20 protein-coding genes are annotated in these 16,622 nt (G+C 65.0%); 13 read left to right on the top strand and 7 right to left on the bottom strand.

Features of this window, described 5'->3' with window-relative positions; translation table 11 throughout:
• Nucleotides 1–26: 26 nt before the first annotated feature.
• From J5251_RS02690 to J5251_RS02680, 3 genes are all read right to left on the bottom strand, one after another.
• Nucleotides 27–467, bottom strand: a complete 441-nt coding sequence (locus J5251_RS02690; RefSeq protein ID WP_139005834.1) for a hypothetical protein — start codon at nt 465–467, stop codon at nt 27–29.
• A gap of 3 nt (nt 468–470) precedes the next feature.
• The gene (locus tag J5251_RS02685; RefSeq protein WP_171059399.1) at nt 471–641 is read right to left on the bottom strand and encodes a hypothetical protein; all 171 of its coding nucleotides are present in this window, start codon (nt 639–641) and stop codon (nt 471–473) included.
• A 122-nt stretch (nt 642–763) separates the two neighbouring features.
• A complete protein-coding gene (locus J5251_RS02680; RefSeq protein WP_139005835.1) occupies nt 764–1,828 on the bottom strand; it encodes an IS110 family transposase in 1,065 nt (354 codons plus the stop codon).
• A gap of 253 nt (nt 1,829–2,081) precedes the next feature.
• Here J5251_RS02680 and J5251_RS02675 point away from each other — a divergent pair, with 253 nt between their 5' ends.
• Nucleotides 2,082–2,507, top strand: coding sequence for a hypothetical protein (locus tag J5251_RS02675; RefSeq protein WP_348272957.1), 426 nt, complete (start codon nt 2,082–2,084; stop codon nt 2,505–2,507).
• 125 nt (nt 2,508–2,632) lie between these two features.
• Here J5251_RS02675 and J5251_RS02670 read toward each other — a convergent pair whose 3' ends face one another.
• Nucleotides 2,633–3,052 (bottom strand): VOC family protein, encoded by a 420-nt coding sequence (locus tag J5251_RS02670; RefSeq protein ID WP_208575089.1) that lies wholly within the window; start codon nt 3,050–3,052, stop codon nt 2,633–2,635.
• 102 nt (nt 3,053–3,154) lie between these two features.
• On the opposite strand from J5251_RS02670, the gene J5251_RS02665 reads away from it, so the two are divergent.
• From J5251_RS02665 to J5251_RS02630, 8 genes are all read left to right on the top strand, one after another.
• A complete protein-coding gene (locus tag J5251_RS02665; RefSeq protein WP_208575088.1) occupies nt 3,155–3,952 on the top strand; it encodes a putative protein N(5)-glutamine methyltransferase in 798 nt (265 codons plus the stop codon).
• 104 nt (nt 3,953–4,056) lie between these two features.
• Nucleotides 4,057–4,728, top strand: coding sequence for a hypothetical protein (locus tag J5251_RS02660; RefSeq protein ID WP_208575087.1), 672 nt, complete (start codon nt 4,057–4,059; stop codon nt 4,726–4,728).
• A gap of 2 nt (nt 4,729–4,730) precedes the next feature.
• Nucleotides 4,731–5,027 (top strand): transcriptional regulator, encoded by a 297-nt coding sequence (locus tag J5251_RS02655; RefSeq protein ID WP_139005505.1) that lies wholly within the window; start codon nt 4,731–4,733, stop codon nt 5,025–5,027.
• A gap of 295 nt (nt 5,028–5,322) precedes the next feature.
• Entirely contained in the window at nt 5,323–6,672 is a 1,350-nt protein-coding gene (locus tag J5251_RS02650; RefSeq protein WP_171059374.1) for an MATE family efflux transporter, read from the top strand.
• Between the two features lie 9 nt (nt 6,673–6,681).
• Entirely contained in the window at nt 6,682–7,242 is a 561-nt protein-coding gene (locus J5251_RS02645) for a hypothetical protein (protein WP_208575086.1), read from the top strand.
• Nucleotides 7,243–7,345: 103 nt separating this feature from the next.
• The gene (locus J5251_RS02640; protein WP_208575085.1) at nt 7,346–7,747 is read left to right on the top strand and encodes a hypothetical protein; all 402 of its coding nucleotides are present in this window, start codon (nt 7,346–7,348) and stop codon (nt 7,745–7,747) included.
• A gap of 69 nt (nt 7,748–7,816) precedes the next feature.
• The gene (locus J5251_RS02635) at nt 7,817–8,641 is read left to right on the top strand and encodes a DUF4261 domain-containing protein (RefSeq protein ID WP_208575084.1); all 825 of its coding nucleotides are present in this window, start codon (nt 7,817–7,819) and stop codon (nt 8,639–8,641) included.
• A 31-nt stretch (nt 8,642–8,672) separates the two neighbouring features.
• Nucleotides 8,673–9,512, top strand: a complete 840-nt coding sequence (locus tag J5251_RS02630) for a DUF1206 domain-containing protein (protein ID WP_208575083.1) — start codon at nt 8,673–8,675, stop codon at nt 9,510–9,512.
• Between the two features lie 71 nt (nt 9,513–9,583).
• Here the strand turns inward: J5251_RS02630 and J5251_RS02625 are convergent, their stop codons facing one another.
• Both J5251_RS02625 and J5251_RS02620 read right to left on the bottom strand, forming a co-directional pair.
• The gene (locus J5251_RS02625) at nt 9,584–9,952 is read right to left on the bottom strand and encodes a YtxH domain-containing protein (protein ID WP_208575082.1); all 369 of its coding nucleotides are present in this window, start codon (nt 9,950–9,952) and stop codon (nt 9,584–9,586) included.
• A gap of 87 nt (nt 9,953–10,039) precedes the next feature.
• Nucleotides 10,040–10,582, bottom strand: a complete 543-nt coding sequence (locus J5251_RS02620; RefSeq protein WP_208575081.1) for a CGNR zinc finger domain-containing protein — start codon at nt 10,580–10,582, stop codon at nt 10,040–10,042.
• 123 nt (nt 10,583–10,705) lie between these two features.
• Between J5251_RS02620 and J5251_RS02615 the strand changes: the two genes are divergently transcribed.
• From J5251_RS02615 to J5251_RS02600, 4 genes are all read left to right on the top strand, one after another.
• Nucleotides 10,706–11,677, top strand: coding sequence for an EamA family transporter (locus J5251_RS02615; protein ID WP_208576025.1), 972 nt, complete (start codon nt 10,706–10,708; stop codon nt 11,675–11,677).
• A 174-nt stretch (nt 11,678–11,851) separates the two neighbouring features.
• A complete protein-coding gene (locus J5251_RS02610) occupies nt 11,852–13,213 on the top strand; it encodes an MFS transporter (RefSeq protein WP_208575080.1) in 1,362 nt (453 codons plus the stop codon).
• A gap of 134 nt (nt 13,214–13,347) precedes the next feature.
• Nucleotides 13,348–13,623: a DUF2277 domain-containing protein gene (locus J5251_RS02605; protein ID WP_208575079.1), complete on the top strand. Its 276-nt coding sequence runs from the start codon at nt 13,348–13,350 to the stop codon at nt 13,621–13,623.
• Between the two features lie 3 nt (nt 13,624–13,626).
• Entirely contained in the window at nt 13,627–14,067 is a 441-nt protein-coding gene (locus J5251_RS02600) for a glutaredoxin domain-containing protein (protein ID WP_244250768.1), read from the top strand.
• A 71-nt stretch (nt 14,068–14,138) separates the two neighbouring features.
• Here J5251_RS02600 and J5251_RS02595 read toward each other — a convergent pair whose 3' ends face one another.
• Nucleotides 14,139–16,550 carry a heavy metal translocating P-type ATPase gene (locus J5251_RS02595; protein ID WP_244250909.1) on the bottom strand — a complete coding sequence of 804 codons (2,412 nt, stop codon included), beginning with the start codon at nt 16,548–16,550 and terminating at the stop codon, nt 14,139–14,141.
• Nucleotides 16,551–16,622: the final 72 nt, after the last annotated feature.

Genomic DNA, 16,622 nt, shown 5'->3' with positions numbered 1-16,622 from the left:
TTTCACACCGGTCTTTGGCCTGCCATTCAGTTTCCTCTACGCATCTCATTGAGAGCGCGCACAATTTCGCGCATCTTCTTTTCGTGCGGGGTAGCACCGTTGGGCTGTTCAATACCGGAGGCTCCCATTGGTGTCATGCCCAATACCGTCGAGTCCAGGCGGAACGTATCCCTGTACTCGGATGCTTCACGGTTGTCGCTCTTATAGGTGACCGTCAGATCAACTGGTTGATCGAAACCCACCGGATGGCTTGATCGGGGATGCTTGCTCGGCCCCAAACTCCAGTAAGACCGAATGCTTGTGTTCGGCGGAAGTGTCTGGGGTGTTTCGAACATCGTCCGGAGGGCTTTGGTCAGAATGTCTTCTTCAGGCCAAGCCGAAACGGTCAGTCTCAGATCATAGGCGGCCGACCGTCCAGAATTGCGCAGGATCAGATCCCAAGCTTGATTGCCTCCGATGCTTGGCACAATCTAGGCGAAGACGTAAGGACGTGTCTGGGAGCGGCTGTCATGCTTCATTTGATCCAGTGTTGCCTTGGCTGTTTGCCATGCCTTTAACGCTCCGACGACCAGCCCTATGGTGGCGGCAGCAGTCGCGCAGGTCCCGATCATGGTCCAAAGAAGTATGGTGTGCTCGCTCACCCATTGATTCTAGGCTGATGCCTCCCGACCAAAGGAGCCATAAACGACTGGCTCAGATGAGCGAACCTAACTATATGTCCGTCGCCGCTAGAAACTACTCATGATCGTCCGGTAATCGATCCTCAAACGGATTGCGAGAGATCGTTCTTCAGGGCGTAGTAGAGCTCTCTGGCGACGTAGCGTTTGAGGCTGCGGATTACGTCTGATTTGGAATGCCCCTGGCTGATTTTCCGATCACGGTATGCCTGCGATTTCGGATCGATTTTCAGCCTGCCGACAGTGATGAGGTAAATGACCCTGTTGGCTTGGCGGTTGCCGCCGCGGTGAAGCCGCATCCGGTGAGATTTACCTGATGAGACAGGCACGGGAGCGACTCCGCAGAGCCGTGCGAAGGCGGCTTCGCTGGGAAATCTTTCAATGTTTTCGCCGGCCGTGATCAGCAGCTGGGCGGCGCTGACCGGTCCGACTTGGGGCAGTGCCATAACCGTGGGCGCAACGGCGTGGAGGAGGCGGTGCAGATGTTTATCCGCAGCGTTGATCTGTGCGGTGAGGTCTTCAACTCGGCGCCCGAGTTCACGCAGCGCGTATTTGGCTGCCTGCTCGGGCTGGTTTAGCCGATCCAAATCCGGCCGAAGCGACCTGGCTTGCGTGGCTTTTGCCTGAAGAGTTTTGGCATCAAGGCGCTGCCTCAGTGTCCCGGGCGCGGTGACAAGGATGTCGCGTAGCTGTACAAGTGCTGCTGTGCGGGACTTGATTGCTGAGTCCCGCACAAGATGCAGATTCCGGATGGCTTCAATCGTGCCGGTGGTGTCCTTCGCAGGCGAGGAACATTCCCCGGAGAGGACTTTCCGCGCGGCTTCTTCCGCGTCGATGGCATCGTTCTTGCCAGACCGGCTGCGCGTCAGGGCGTGGCCCCGGTTGACTTCGACGACGTCCACACCGGCCGCGAGCAAGTGCCTCGTCAGCCCTGCCCCGTAAGACCCGGTGCATTCGACTCCGAAGGCGTTGATGATTCCAAAGCCGGCGGCCCAGTCCAGAAGCTCCTGGTAGCCGGCTAGGTCCGTGGAAAACTTCCGGTCGCCCAGAACCTGCCCCAGTGAATCCAGTGCGGCGGCGTGGTGGACCAGAGAGTGGGTGTCCACACCGATCGTGACGGTAGTGATCGTTTGTGTCGTTGTTAGAGTCATGCTCTCTCATTCCGGTAGAGGGAAGGGTTGAGGCGAGCACGGTGGACCGGGCCGGGCGGACAAAGCACTGAAGAGCTAAGCTGCACGTTCCTATCAAGTCACATCTCCCGTCCGGCCCGGTCGCCCATGGTGAGTGGCAGGGGAACGGAACCGACATATCTCCTCCTGGACAGTTCCAGCAGTCAGTGCTGGCCGTCACGCAGCGGGTAAGTCAGGAGCCCCTCCCCTGCCACATGGCATCCATCATTCCTCAGTGTGCAGCGGGGCCGAAGATGCGGCCTGCGCCTACATGTACGGCTGGGCCAAGGCTTACGACGACGCCAATATCCGCGGCATCAGCAACCCCGAGGACTATCTGTGGTGGCTCGACGTCGAAACCGAGAATAGCTGGTCGACTGACAAGGTCGCTAACGCCGCCGATCTGGAGGGCATGACCGACTACTTCGAGAGCATCGGCGCCGACGTCGGCATCTATTCCACCAGCGTCCAGTGGGGCCAGATCGTTGGCCGTGTCAGCGCGGACAGCAGCCTGGCGGGGCTCCCGAGTTGGCTGGCCGGCGCCCGGACAGCCAACGGGGCCAAGAACAACTGCTCCTCTGCGCCGCTTACTCCCGGCGGCTTCGTGTCCGTCACGCAGTTCGTCTCGCGCGGCTTCGACTACGACTACTCCTGCATCTAGCCCACCGGCTACCGGATTCGGCCTGCTGACTGCTGCCGGCCCCGCCGACGACATCCACCAACTAACGACGACGGCCGCCCTCCCGTTCGGGAAGGCGGCCGTTCGAGGCTCCTGGCCGGGTGGCCCTACTGCTGGGGCTGGCCGGCGATATTGACCAGCCAGTTGATGCCGAATTTGTCCGTGAACATGCCGAAGGTGTCGCCCCAGGGGGCCTTCTCCAGCGGTTCGGCGATGGTGGCGCCCTCGGTCAGCTTGTCCCAGTAGCCGCACAGTTCTGCTTCGTCGTCGCCGCTGAGCGAGACCGAGATGTTGTCCCCGGGGTTGTAGGCCATGCCGTTCGGGGTGTCCGCGCACATGAGGGTGAGGCCGTTCGGGGTTTCCAGCATGGAGTGCATGATCTTCTCCCCTTCGGCCGGATCGTCACTCGCGTGCAAGTCGGCGAATGTGCTGCGGCTCAGTTCGCCGCCGAAGGCTGCGTGGTAAAAGTCCATGGCCTGCCGGGCATTGTCGCGGAAGCTAAGGTACGGGTTGAGGCGCGTTGCCATGATCGAACTCCTTTGTTGGTCATGCTCGTGTGCTGTCCAAGGTTGATTATTTACCAGTGGCTACGGGTAGGGAAGACTACGGAGAGACCGAAAGTTGGTTCCATGCCAGTTCAGTTGTCATCGCACGCGCAGGTCTTGGTTGAGGAGAGGCTCCGCGCTGCGGGCTGTGTCTTTGCCGAGGACGAGGCGCAGTTGCTGGTCGCTGCTGCGGTGACACCGGCGGTGCTTGAGGACATGCTTGCCCGGCGGGTTGCCGGGCTGCCGCTGGAGCAGATTCTCGGCTGGGCGGAGTTTTGCGGCCTGCGGATCGCCGTGGAGCCCGGCGTGTTTGTGCCCCGCCGCCGGACGGAGTTTCTGGCTTCCAAGGCCATCGATTTGGCTTGCCGCGTGGACGGACTACCGGTAGCGGTTGACCTTTGCTGCGGCTCGGGTGCTGTCGCAGCCGCGCTGGCCAGCACAGTCAGCGGGCTGGAGCTGTATGCAGCGGATATCGACCAGGCGGCCGTAAACTGCGCTCGCCGCAATATCGGCACGGCCGGCAAGGTCTTCGAAGGGGATCTCTACGATGCCCTGCCCATTGACCTGCGCGGCCGGGTGGACGTCCTCGTCGCCAATGCACCTTACGTTCCCACCGGAGCGATCGGACTGATGCCGCCGGAAGCCCGTCTGCATGAACCGCAGATTGCGCTCGACGGCGGGACGGACGGACTGGATATCCAGCGGCGCATAGTCGATGCCCACGAGTGGCTGGCGCCCGGGGGCTACCTGCTGGTCGAGACCGGCCCGAGCCAACTGCCCGAGACCGCCAGGGTTTTCGCATGCAACGGTTTTGCCGTTCAAGCCAACTTTTCCGCGGAACTGGATGCCGCAGTCGTTATTGGGACCATCCCCGGGAAGTAGAGACAACGGCGGCAACACAAGCCGCCTTCCCAGTGGCGTTGACGCAAACCGGTTTGTAATGCAAACTAGTTTGCAGAGTCCACTACGACGAAAGGCCCGCGAGCATGGCACCGCATTCCAACAACACTGGCGCCCAGCCCGGCGAACCGGAAGAAGCGCCGCTGGACCTGCACGCCGCGCTGCGCCTGGTCAACGACTCCGAAACCAAGGCCCGGGACGAACTCCAGGGCAACGAGGCCGGCGTCTACCTGATCTGGGGTTTCGCCTGGCTGCTTGGCTACGGTTCCATGCACGGGGCCCGGTTCGGCTGGCTCCCGCTCGGTGCCGGGGCGTCGCTGACAGTCTTCGCCGCGTGCATTACGGTCGCGCTGTCGACCACGGTCTACATCGTGACCCGCCAACGGCGCGGCATCCGCGGCCACTCGTCCTTCGTCGGCGCCATGTACGGGGGCGCATGGGCGCTCGGCTTCATCGTGATGGGCGCGTTGGCCGGTGTAGTCGGCGGCGCCGTCGATGACTTCTGGCTCACCGGCATGATCATCAACGGGATCGCGCTGCTGATTGTGGGACTGATGTATATGGTCGGTGGCGCCATGTTCAACGACAAGAGCCAGGCCCGGCTGGGCATCTGGTTCCTCGTGGTGAACCTCGCCGCAATTCTGGCCGGTCCGGAAAACTTCGTGACCGTGTGCTTCATCCTCGGTCCGCTCGGCTTCTTCGCAGGAGCCGTGGCCGAATTCCGCCGGCGCCGGCGGCTGCGCAACGGGCGGGTGTAACCGTGCCCGAACTGGACCCGGTGATCCACGCCGAATCCCGGCTGCGCGCCATCACCATCCTGAACGAGGTGGGGGAGCGGGACAAGATTGCCTTCACCAAGCTGCGCAAGATGCTGGACATGACCGCCGGCAACCTCTCCACCCACCTGCGCAAGCTCGAAGACGCCGGTTATGTGGAGGTCACCAAGACCATCGAGGGCCGGACCCCCGCCACCTACGTGGGCATCACCGCCAAGGGCAAGGCCGCCTATGCGCAGTACCGGGTGGCGCTGCGCGAACTGCTCACCGGCCTGCCTTAGTCATGCACCGGCAAGTATCCGCAATCACTCAGGATCACCGATGGGCCTGCTTGGTCCCAACAGCGGGTAAGTCCAGGCTGATCAGTTTGCTCACTGGCCTCCGCCGGCGCGACCCCGGCACGGTGGAACTGTTCGGCCACAATCCGCTGGACTCGGTAGTGCTGGGCGCGCCGAACCGCCGGGAACAGGGCCGCCGGTTCAATAGGCGGCGGCAAGAGCCACTAACGACGGCGGACGGACCGGTCGCCTCTCCCGCACGCCTGGATAGACGGTACGGAGTCCTAAGCTGGGAGGCGTGAGTCCTAAACAACCTGTCGCGCCCGTCACTGGGCAGGGCCTGAACCGTGCCATTCTCGCCCTCGCGCTGCCGGCCTTCGGCGCGCTGATCGCCGAGCCGCTGTTCCTGCTGGCTGATTCGGCGATTGTCGGCCACTTGGGTGTGGCCCAACTGGCCGGCGTGGGACTCGCGGCCACCGTGGTGCAGACCGTGGTGGGCCTGATGGTGTTCCTGGCCTATTCGACCACGCCCGCTGTGGCCCGGCTGCTCGGTGCAGGGCGACATGCGGATGCGCTCGCCGTCGGCCGGGACGGTATTTGGCTCGCCTTCTTCCTCGGCCTGGTGCTCTCCGTGGCCGGCTGGGTGTCGGCTCCCGCTCTCGCGTCCGCGATGGGGGCGGCAGGCGAGGTGCACGGCTATGCGGTGGATTATCTGCGCTGGTCGATGCCGGGGCTGACCGCGATGTTGATCGTGCTAGCGGCTACCGGTGTGCTGCGCGGGCTGCAGGACACTAAGACCCCGCTGCTGGTGGCCGGCATCGGCTTCCTGGTTAACATCGGGCTGAATTTCGTGCTGGTCTACGGGCTGGATCTGTCCGTGGCTGGATCGGCCATGGGCACCAGCCTGGTGCAGTGGGGGATGGCCGCCGTTTATTTGGTCATCGTCTACCGCGGCAGCGTGAAATACGGCGTGCCGCTGGCGCCCACCTGGACCGGGGTTAAGGCCACCACACACGTGGGCTCGTGGCTGATGCTGCGTACCCTGAGTCTGCGGGTCGCGATCCTCGCCACGGTCTTCGTGGCCACGGCACAGGGGCCGGTGAGCCTGGCTGCGCACCAACTGGTCATGACGGTCTTCACCTTCCTCGCCTTCGCGCTGGACGCCATCGCGATCGCGGCGCAGGCGCTGATCGGCAAGGAACTCGGGGCGGGCAACAAGGCTCTGGCACATTCGCTGACCCGCCGGATGATTGTCTGGGGCGTCGGCTTCGGGGTCATCACCGGCGTGCTGCTGGCACTCGCCGGACCGCACCTGGGCTGGATCTTCTCGTCCGACGCAGCCGTGCAGGATGCGTTCGCCATCGGAGTGCTGCTGCTGGCGCTCAGCCAGCCGATCTGCGGTTTCGTCTTCGTGCTCGACGGCGTGCTGATCGGCGCCGGTGACGCAAAGTATCTGGCGATTGCCGGCGTCGTAAATCTCTTGGTCTACGTGCCGCTGCTGGCCTGGGTGCAGCTGTCGGCGCTCAGCGGCGTCGCCGGATTGGCCTGGCTTTGGGCGGCATTCGGGCTGGGCTACATGGCCGCGCGGGGCCTGACGCTCGGCTGGCGGGTCCGCACGGATGCATGGATGGTCACCGGAGCGCACTAAACTCGAGGGGTGAGCACTAACAGCACTGTCCAGGCCGCAGCCTACTGGCAGCCCGTTTTGATGCGGGCGCTTGTCGCGGCCGCGTTCGGCATCCTCACCATTTTCTGGCCCGAGCCGGGGGACACGGTCATGGCCCTGGCCGGCGGTGCGTTCCTGCTGCTCAGCGGCGCGGCGGTGTGGCTGCTGGCGCGCAAGCCCGAGGCCAGCGAGTACCGGACGCTGCTGCAGCTCGAAGCCGGCGCGTTCGCCGTCGCGGGGGCGCTGGCGTTCGCGCTGCAGACCCCATCCACCTTCACCATCCTCGCCACGGCGGCGCTGCTCATCGGTGGCGGCGCGGAACTGGTGCTGTGGTGGCAGAACCGCGGCCCGCAGGGCTCGGTCCTGTCCAAGGACTGGCTGATCGTCGGCACCGCCTTGGTGGGCTTCGGCGCGGCCCTGCCGTTCTTCACCTACCTTGGCGCGCACGCGCTGCTGGGTGTCCTCGGCGGCGCGGCGATCATCACCGCCGTCGTACTGGGGATCGCCGCCCTGACCTACCGCTTCGATTCCCGCAAGGCCGCCGCCGGCTAACCCCGGCCCCGCAGCCGTGACTGCGCCCACACCGAAATCCCGACGTCTTCTACAGCCGGTAGACTGGAGTGAGACTTTTCGCAGTAATCAGGAGGAATTCATCGTGGGCAACAACGCTTCGGGCGAGCCGAACGGACCGCGGATGTCGGTCAAGGGGCCGCTGATTTTCTCCGCTGCGCTCGGCGTGATCGCCGGTTTCTGCACGATGATCTTCTCCACCGGCGGCGCCGAAAACCAGCTGCGCTGGGACCTGGGCATCACCGCGGCCGGCATCGCCTTCATCGCCACATTGCTGGTGGTGGCCGTGCTGACCATGGCGGGCAAGGACAACCCGGACCACCTGAGCCAAGGGTCGGGCGTCAATCGCAGCTCGGCGAAGATCCCGGGCGGCGCCGGCAGCGTAGGCGGGACTACGCGTGCTCCCCGCGAGCCCCAGACGGATCCCGACACCATTCGCGATGAAGACCAGAACGACGACGGCGGCAGCCACCGTCCGCAGGTGTGAGCGTCTGACGCTTTCGCCGGCGAATCTACCCGCTGGCTTTCCATGGCCCCGAGCTGACAAGCTGGGGCCATGACTTTTGGACAGGAGACAGGTGAGACCGCCGAGGGCAAGACCCTGCTGTTAGCCGAGCTCTGGTACCGGGGCGATCCCGGGCTCTCCTCGGCCGGGTTGCGGGACAAGCTTGAGGCCCGGTTCCCCGGGGCTGCCTTCTCCGAAGGCGTCACCCTGCTCCCGCACCGGGAGCATTCGTTTGAACTCCGAGGCAAGACCGTCAGCCTCAGCACCGGGCTGGCGGAGCCGTCCGAGCCGCTGCCCGCAGCGGACGCGCTCGAAGCCACGCCCACCGACCAAAGCTGGACCTGGCCCGATGCCGGCCAAGTGGTGCCCAGCTGCACGCACCGGATCCTGGTCACCGAAGTCCTCTCCAGCACCTTTGAACCGCGGCCGCGGGTGGAGTCTTTCCGCAGCGTCCTCCAGTTCCTGGTTGGGGAGACCAACCCGGCGGCCATCCGGTGGTTGCACAACTCCCATTGGCGGGAACCGGGCGAACTCGAGGCGGCACATCCGCTGGCCGGGCCGGTTAACATGCGGTTCTTCCTGGTGACCAATGACGAGGGAGCCATGGTGGTGGACAGCCTGGGCATGCACCAACTGGGCCTGCCCGATGTGCAGATCCACTTCCGGGACAAGGACCCCAACATGCTGGTGGAGCTGGCCTTCAACGTGGCCGCCTACCTCTACGAGAACGGGCCGGTGATCGCAGGCGGCACCACCTTGAACGGTCCGGACGGCTTGGTGCTGACCTGTTCCTGGGAAGACTCGCTGATCGGGCCGCTGCGCAGCGTCATCGATCTGGAGCCCGGGGCGCCCTTTGCCGCCGGGCGCCGTAGTTGAGGTGCAGGGCGGCTGCTGGTAAGACTCTGGTATGAGTGCGGCCGGTAATGAACCACGCTCTTCGGCAGCACATGCAGCGGACGCCGCCGAAGAGCTCTCCAACACGACGACGCTGGATGTCTTTGCCCGCGTCGGCTTCGCCGTACTCGGCCTGATCCACATTCTCATCGGGGCCATTGCCCTGCGGATCGCCTTGGGCGGCTACGGCGAGGCTGATCCTGCCGGCGCCGTGGAGATCCTGGCATCACGGCCGGTGCTGGGCCCGCTGATGATGTGGACCTGCTTTGCCAGCTGTCTGGGCCTCGCACTGTGGCAACTCAGCGAGGCATCCCTGCGTGCCCGGCACCTGCCGCGCAAGGAACAGATCTCCAAGGGCATCTCCTCCGGTTCCTTGAGCGTGACGTATGCCCTGTTCGCGTTCATGTTCGCCCGGTTCGCCCTCGGTGACGAATCCGACTCAGGCGAATCCACCAAAGACTTCACCATCGCGATGCTCCGGCATCCCCTGGGCGTGCCGTTCCTCCTGGCGGTGGGCGGCACAGTCATCGGCATCGGGATCTACTTTGTGGTCAAGGCGTTGCGCAGGCAGTTCACAGATGAACTGGACTTCGGCGATTCGAAGCGCGGCAGGGCGTTGCGCGTCCTCGGCGTAGCGGGACATATCGCGAAGGGTGTTGCCCTGTTCCTCGTCGGGCTGCTGATTATCATCGCCGGCGTCACGCACCGGCCGAGCCAATCCACCGGGCTGGACGGCAGCCTGAAGGCCCTCCCGGAGCAGCCCTTCGGCATCGTCGCCCTGGTCGCCATCGCCGTCGGACTGATGTGTTACGGGGTCTTCGCGATCATCCGTGCCCGCTACGGGCGCATGTAGCGCAGAGATGAAGGGCCGGTCCGCACCCGGAATCGGGAGCGGACCGGCCCTGGGTTTCTGATAGCGCAGAGCTACGGGATCATGCCGGTGGTGGTGCCCGTGGTTTCAGGGGATCCCGGAGTTCCCGTTGTCCCGGTGGAGCCTGGGACGCCGGTGCTGGGAGTGCCGCTGTAGCTGCCCGAACCGGAGGTGCCGGACGAGGAGGATCCGGCGTCGTTCTTATGCAGAACCCCCTTCGCCTTTTCGGTTACCTTTTCCTGCAGCTGCGGCGCCTTTTCCTTGGCCCATTCAGTGCCTTCGGACACCTTGTGCTGGACCTTGGGATCATTCCATAGCTTCTGGGCCTGGACCTTGATCTTCTCGTAGCTTTCGCGGCCGGCCCGGGAACCAAGCACAAAGCCCGCGCCGACGCCCGCTACAAACACAATCTTCTTCAACATGAGGGCTCCTCCAGTTCATCTGACACTGTTGCCGGACTATTCCTCAGCCTACTGATGATTCGGTAATGCGCAATATCCGGATGGTACTTATGCGGTAGCTTTGCGGGCGCGGTAGGCAGCCACGTGGGTGCGGTTGGCGCAGTTGCCGGTATCGCAGAAGCGCTTGGAGCGGTTGCGGGAGAGGTCTACCAGGACGGCGTTGCAGTCCTCGGCGGCGCAGACCCGCAGCCGGTCGAGTTCCTTCTCGCGGATCACGTCCACCAAGGCCATGGCCGCATCAACCGCCATCCGGATGTCCAGCGGCGCATCCGGCGTGGTGGCGTGCAGGTGGTAGTCCCAACCGTCGTGTTGGACCAGTTGGGGTAAGGCGCGGCCGTTGCGCAGGATGTTGTTGACCAGGCGCACGGCTTCGTCTTCCTCCGCCGTCCAGACTGCCCGTAGCCGTGGCCGCAGGTGACGCACCGCGCGCAGTTCCCCCATGGTGTGGCTGCGTGAGCCGGAGTACTCGTTCGCCTTCACGAACTCGTCCAGGTCTGCCAAGGTGTTCAGCTGGTCCACCTCGGACTCGGCGGTGTTGATCAACTTGGCCGCGTCGATCAGCGATCTTTCCGTGTCATGGGCAAACACCATCTTGACTCCTGAATATGCTCGGCATTACTGTCACTACTATATCCATCTTTAGGTCCTGACATGCTCCAATTTTCCGCGTTCATCCGGGGTGGCGGGCCGTCAATTAGCGCATTCGAGGTAACCATGGGCGGCGGTACCGTGTCGGTCAAGCCTGCAAGAGGCATCATTAGATCCTCCGCCGTATCCGGGGTGGGCATCGCCCTGTTCTCTTCGGCGGTGTTCGGGTTGTCGGGGTCTTTTGCAAAGTCCCTGCTGGAGGCGGGCTGGACACCCGGCGCCGCCGTTGCCGTCCGCATGCTCGGGGCCGCATTGGTGCTCACCGTTCCGGCGCTCATTGTGCTGCACGGCCGCTGGAGCCAGGTCCGGCAGAACTGGAAGACCATCGTGCTGTTCGGGCTGATCGGGGTGGCTGGCTGCCAGCTCGCCTATTTCAACGCCGTATCGACTCTCTCCGTTGGTGTAGCGTTGCTGCTCGAGTTCATGGCCCCCGTGCTGATTGTGCTCTGGCTGTGGCTGACGAGCCGCCGGCGGCCCCGCTCCGCCACGATGGCCGGCACCGTCCTGGCCGTGGCCGGACTGGTGCTGGTGCTGGATGTTTTCGGCGACGTGCGCCTCGACCTCGGCGGCATCCTCTGGGGCCTCGCGGCCGCAGTGTGCCTGGTCATCTACTTCTTCATCACCGCGCGGCACAATGACTCCCTGCCGCCGCTGGTTCTGGCGGCAGGCGGACTGCTGGTGGGTGGTGCGTCCATGGTGGTGCTGGGTGCGGCCCGGGTTCTGCCCATGGCGGTGAGCACCGCGGATGTTAGCCTGGCCGGTTGGCGGACGAGCTGGTGGGTGCCGCTGGCGGCGCTGGTGCTGCTGTCCACCGTGATCTCCTACGTCACGGGCATCATGGCTGCCCGGGCGCTCGGCACCAAGGTGGCGTCTTTCGTCTCCCTGACCGAGGTGCTCTTTGCCGTGCTGTGGGCATGGCTGCTGCTGGGCGAACTACCCGCAGCCATCCAGCTGCTGGGCGGTGCGCTGATCGTGCTGGGCGTAGTGCTTGTCCGGCTGGATGAACTGCGGGGCCCGCGGCTGAGGGTACAGGCGTAGGTGCTGTGAGTTGTGTCTCAAGCTATGGCCTGCGGCACATGGTGGCGTAGCGGAGCTCATATAGTTAATGGCTGCGGTGATTTTGAACACTTGTTCGCAGCACGAACACCGCCCCGTGTGGCCGACGTTCTCCCGTTGGCTCACGGCCCAAGTCAGCAACAGTAAGGCCCTGCAATGGATATCAAGTCGCGCATCGAAGCGGCCCCCATGAAGCGCACCCAGGTCGGCGTCATTGCCATCTGCACCGCGCTGTACATGATCGACGGCTTCGACGTCCTCGTCATGGCGTTCAGCGCCAACGCCGTCAGTGAATACTGGGGCCTGAGTGCGTCCCAGCTCGGCATCCTGCTCAGCTCCGCCCTGGTCGGCATGGCCATCGGCTCGATCTTCGTCTCCACCATCGCTGACATTATCGGCCGCCAGAAGACGCTGGCGCTCGGAGCCTTGGTTGTCGCCCTGGGCATGCTCGCCTCGGCTTTCGTACCGAGCTACGAACTTCTGGTCGTGCTTCGCTTCATCACCGGCCTGGCCGTGGGCACGTTGCAGGCCACCGCAAATGTCCTCGCGTCCGAGTTCACCAACGCCAAGCGGCGCTCCACCTCCCTGGCGATCGTCAGCATCGGCCAGCCGATCGGCGGCGTGCTGGGCGGCATGGCCACCGGCGTGCTGATCCTGCAGTTCGGTTGGCGGTCGGCCTTCCTGTTCGGCGCGATCATCACCGCCATCATGATTCCGTTCATCCTCCGTGCCGTGCCGGAGTCCGTGGACTACCTGCTGGTCCGCCGGCCGGTCAACGCTCTGGAGCGCGTCAACAAGGTCCTGGCCCGAATCGAACAGCCGGCGGTCACGGAATTGCCCGCGCCGGCCCCGGCTCCGGCCAAAAAGAAATCCCGTTTCGCAGACGTGCTTACCGGTGTCAACGCCCGCCGCACTATCCTCATCTCGCTGGCGTACTTCATCCTGATGGCCAGCTTCTACTTCGCCAACTCCTGGACCCCGAAACTGGTGACCGCCAGCGGCTTCAGCGAGCAGGACGGCATCACGGCCGGCGTCCTCTTCAGCACGGGGGCCATCATTGGCGCCGTCGTACTGGGATTCTTCGGTGCACGCTTCCCGATGCGCAAGGTCCTGGCCGTCTTCTTCGTCATGGGCGGCCTCACCTTCGGCGCGTTCTCGCTGTCCACAGGATCGCTCGCCGGCGCCCTGCTGGCGGCGGCCTTGGTCGGTTTCGGCTCAAACGCCCCGATTGCCGGCATGCTCGCCATCAGCCCGACCTACTACACCTCCGAGGTCCGCGGCACGGCGCTGGGCCTTGTCATCGGCATGGGCCGCGTGGGCGCCATCGCATCCCCGATGATCGCCGGTACCTTGATGGACGGCGGCTGGCAGCCGACCGACCTGTACTTCCTGTTCATCATTCCGATGCTGATCGGCGCCGTGGTGATCTCCATGCTGGGCAAGCCCGTCCTGGGCGAGCCTGCCGCCGCCGGCGCCCAGAGCGGCGCAAGCGAGCGGGAGCTGACCAACAGCCACTAGTTACCCTGGAGAGTTTGATGCGGGAGGGGCCCCTGCTGCCGATTACGACGGCGGCGGGGGCCTTTCCTCTTACATCCCACCGGCACTCTGGCGCACACTGGAAAGAGGCAATCCAGAAACCCGAGGAGCTTTCCATGTGCCGCAACATCCGCCGTCTCTACAATTTCGAGCCGTCCGCCACGAGCGCCGAGGTCGAGGCCGCCGCATTGCAGTACGTCCGCAAAGTCAGCGGCACCAACAAACCCTCCAAGGCCAATGAAGAGGCCTTCAACGAGGCGGTACACGAAATCGCGCACATAACGGCGCACCTGCTCGATTCGCTCGTGACCACAGCACCGCCGAAGAACCGCGATGAAGAAGCAGCCAAGGCGAAGGCCCGCGCGGCCGTCCGCTATGGCGCCGCCGGGTAGCCGGTGAAGTCGCTCCTGCGCTGGTCCAATGCGATCGTCCTGGTCGCTGTCGCCGGCATGATGCTGGTCGTTTACGGCAACCGGGGCCAATGGGTGCAGGCGCTCGTGGTCGCCGCTATCCTGCTGGCCGCCGCATGGTTTGTCAGTCCCGTTTACGGCGGCCGGCAAAAACCGTGGTCAACGCTTCGGCAGCGCCAACAGTACGAGCCCGGAGTGGTGATCTTCTGGCGGCCGGGCTGTGTCTACTGCATGCGGATGATGGCCTCGCTGAGCCGGACCCGGCGCAAGGCGCAGTGGGTCAATATCTGGCGCGATGCCGAGGCGGCCGCGTTTGTCCGCGAGCATAATGACGGGAATGAAACGGTACCCACGGTCATCCTGCGCGACGGGGTTGTCACCAACCCCCATCCGGAAATTGTGCGTCGGGAACTCGTCCGGGGGTAATGCCGCCCCGGAAAGGGCGGGGGCTCTCCGACGCCGGGGAGCCGCCGCCCATCCGGAGCGGAAGGCGCTGGTTACCGGGCGAAGGCCCGCAGCCGCAGGGAGTTCGCCACCACCAGTACCGAGCTCGCGGCCATCGCAGCGCCGGCGATCATCGGGTTCAGCAACCCGAACGCCGCCACCGGGATGCCGAGGGTGTTGTAGGCGAAGGCCCAGAACAGGTTGCTCTTGATGGTGCTCAAGGTCTTGCGGCTCAGCTCGATGGACTGCACCACCTGGCCCAGATCGCTGCCCATCACCGTGATGTCCGCGGCCTCGATGGCAACATCCGTCCCTGCACCCATGGCGATCCCGAGGTCGGCCTGCGCCAAAGCAGCAGCATCATTCACGCCGTCGCCGACCATCGCCACGGTCTTGCCTGCGTCCTGCAGCTTCTGCACGGCCTCGACCTTGCCCTCGGGGAGGACGTCGGCGAAGACGTCTTCAGCGGCAATTCCGACGGCGGCGGCAACCTGGGCGGCGACCGCGCCGTTGTCTCCGGTCAGCAGGATCGGGCGGAGGCCCAGTTCCTTGAGGCGGGCAATCGCCGTGGCCGAGCTGTCCTTGATGGTGTCCTTGAGGTTGACGATGCCGGCAAGTTCGCCGTCCACGGCCACCCAGATGGCGGTCGCGCCGGACTCCTGCTGTTCCAGCAGCATGGCGCGGTCCTGCGCCGACAGGTTGACGCCGTTCTCTTCCAACCACCCGGTCCGGCCGGCCACCACGGTGAGCCGTCCGCCGTCGCTATTTGTCACGGTGCCGCGCACACCGCCGCCGGCCGCACTGTGGAAATCCGCCAGAGCCGGCAAGCCGGGCTGCCCTGACGCGCTTACGGCTGCCCCGGCGGCGGCCGAGGCGAGGCGCTCCTTGGCTGCGTCGACGATCGCGTGGGCGATCGGGTGCTCGGAGCCGGATTCGACCGCGCCGGCCAGCGCCAGTACTTCGTCTTCCGCATGAGAACCAAGGGCGACGACGCCGGAAACAGCCTGCTTGCCGGTGGTCACCGTGCCCGTCTTGTCCAGCAGAATGGTGTCCACATGCCGGGTGTCCTCAAGGATCTGCGGGCCCTTGATCAGGATGCCCAGCTGCGCGCCCCTGCCCGTACCGGTGAGCAGCGCGGTCGGCGTGGCCAGCCCCAATGCGCAGGGGCAGGCGATGACCAGCACCGTCACCGCGGCGGTGAAGGCGGACTCCAGGTCACCGGTGAGGACCAGCCAGAGGACAAAAGTAACGACGGCGATGGCGATCACGATGGGGACGAAGACCGAGCTGATGCGGTCCGCCAGCCGCGCGATGGGCGCTTTGCCTGCCTGTGCCTGGCTGACCAGCCGGCCCATCTGCGCCAACGTCGTGTCCGAGCCGACGCGGGTCGCCCGGACCAGCAGGCGGCCGGACGTGTTGATGGTGGCGCCGGTGACAGTGTCGTCCACGTCCACTTCCACCGGGACGGATTCGCCGGTGATCAGGGACGTATCGACGGCGGAATGTCCCTCGACCACGTAGCCGTCCGTGGCGATCTTTTCACCGGGGCGGACCACGATGAGGTCGCCGGGAACCAGTTGGTCCGCGGATACTTTCGCCTCGGCGCCATCGCGCAGTACGGTGGCTTCCTTGGCCCCGAGATCCAGCAAGGATTTGAGCGCGTTGCCTGCCTTCTGTTTGGCGTTGGCTTCGAGATAGCGGCCCAGCAGCAGGAAGGTCGTGACGACGGCGGCGGTCTCGAAGTAGAGCGCGTGGTCGGCCATGCTGCCGTGGACGTGCTCCGTCATCATCGGGTCCATCAGCAGTTGCCATGCGGAGAAGAAGAACGCCGCGAGGACGCCGATCGACACCAGCGTGTCCATGGTCGAGGCCAGATGCCGTGCGTTGATCGCCGCGGCGCGGTGGAAAGGCCAGGCCGACCAGAAGACCACGGGGATGGACAATGGGAAGACAACCCACCCCCAGTGCGGGAACTGCGCGCCCGGAATCATCGAGATGGCGAAGATCGGGAGGGTCAGGATGGTGGCTGCCCACAGCCGTGGCCGCAGTTGCGACGCCGTGCCGCCGTGCGCCATGTGGTCCTCGTGGTCGGCGTGCTCGTTATGCGGGGCGCCTTCGCGGGCGTCCCTGCGCCTAGACGCAGTAATGTTCGCAGGCTCTCCTGATTCCTCGCTGCGCCACAACTCGTGCTGCCCGGATGCGCCCGCCTCCGGGGCCTCGCGATGGGTGGCGTCCTGGGGCGAGGATTTGATGCGGGCACGGTAGCCGGTGGCCTTGACCGTGTCGAGCAACTGCTGGTCCGACACGTTTTCGGGCACGGTGACCTGCGCCGATTCGAGGGGGAGGTTGACGCTGGCTTGGACACCTTCGAGCTTGCCCAGTTTGCGCTCCACGCGGTTGACGCAGGACGCGCACGTCATGCCTTCGATCTCCAGCTCGACCAGGCGGGTCGGAGCCACCTGCATACCGCTGATTCCGGCGGAGCCGGCCTGGTTGCTGCTAGTAATCCGGGCACCCGTGTTCTGGGCCATGATTGC

The sequence above is a fragment of the Arthrobacter crystallopoietes genome, from assembly GCF_017603825.1.
Taxonomy (GTDB): Bacteria; Actinomycetota; Actinomycetes; order Actinomycetales; family Micrococcaceae; genus Crystallibacter; species Crystallibacter crystallopoietes_B.
Note: the sequence above shows the minus strand (reverse complement) of the source record. Positions and strands in the feature narration are given on the sequence as shown.